This is a genomic window from Suttonella ornithocola, from assembly GCF_001889065.1.
Classification (GTDB): Bacteria; Pseudomonadota; Gammaproteobacteria; order Cardiobacteriales; family Cardiobacteriaceae; genus Suttonella_A; species Suttonella_A ornithocola.
The window spans coordinates 1-1,040 of the sequence record NZ_LWHB01000219.1 but is presented as its reverse complement, the minus strand read 5'-3'; the positions used below and the strand labels follow the sequence as shown (position 1 = coordinate 1,040).

At 35.7% G+C, this 1,040-nt stretch carries 2 protein-coding genes; one reads left to right on the top strand and one right to left on the bottom strand.

Features of this window, described 5'->3' with window-relative positions; all coding sequences use genetic code 11:
- Positions 1–191: 191 nt before the first annotated feature.
- Positions 192–809, top strand: a complete 618-nt coding sequence (locus tag A5N85_RS13110) for a tyrosine-type recombinase/integrase (RefSeq protein ID WP_072577584.1) — start codon at positions 192–194, stop codon at positions 807–809.
- On the opposite strand, the gene A5N85_RS13105 is transcribed toward A5N85_RS13110, so the two are convergent.
- A partial coding sequence (locus A5N85_RS13105) for a transposase (protein WP_211268226.1) occupies positions 771–1,040 on the bottom strand: 270 nt, incomplete at its 5' end. The two genes, A5N85_RS13110 and A5N85_RS13105, sit on opposite strands and share 39 nt — an antisense overlap.

Here is a 1,040-nt window from a genome sequence, read left to right as displayed (position 1 = left end):
AAGCGTCTTTTTTTATTGCTTTTTTTAGACTTCGGAAGAATTTATCATATTAAAATCAAATTATTACTTAAATTTAAAGTTTCTAAAAATAGCTAAAAATATCTAAGAATATTTAAAACAATAAGCCTACAAAAAAACGATTTAGGGGAAACAAAGGGGAAACAAAATTTTGCTGTATTCTGCGCTTAATCTTGAATACAGAACAAAAAGTGCGGCTAAGAGAACTTATCATTCAGCAAGCTAAATTCACCGGAACACCCAAAAAATTATTCGATGGTGGAGGCTTATTTTTATATATCACCAAAAGCGGAAAATATTGGTATTACCGCTATCGCTATCAGGGTAAGGATAAAGTATTGTCGCTTGGAAAATATCCAGTGATTAGTCTTAAAAAAGCTAGAGAGCTGCATATAGCCGCTAAATCTGTTTTATTGGCTGGAGATGATCCAAATCAAGAGAAAGAACAAGCTAAAGCAAAACGGACAGCTACTAGACAGTCATTCAGAGCAATAGCTGATGAATGGTATCAGCATAAAAAACCGGGATGGAAAAACCCCAAACACGCTCAACAAGTCATTAATACTTTAACGACTTATGTTTTTCCGCATATTGGCGATCGAGATATAACGCATATTATGCCTGTGGAAGTATTTCAGATATTGTCTGCTATAAGTGATAAACCTGAAACAGCAAGCCGTGTTAAACAACGCATTAACGCTGTTTTTGACTTTGCTATTCAAACGGGGAGAACAACTTATATAGTGCAATCATCAAAAACCCAACCCAATCCAAAGCAGATAAAAGAATAAAGTATCAATACAATCCATCCGCCATTCTTTGCGGATTTGCTTAATCCAAGCCCACATCTTTTCAATAGGATTTAAGTCTGGACTATAAGGGGGTAACCAAACTATCTCATGCCCATGCTCTTCAATGATTGCTTGAATATCACTGCGTTTATGAAAAGCGGCATTGTCCATGACAATTACACTGTTTTTAGGTAACTCAGGTAACAGTGCTTCTCTCACCCAATGAGAGAA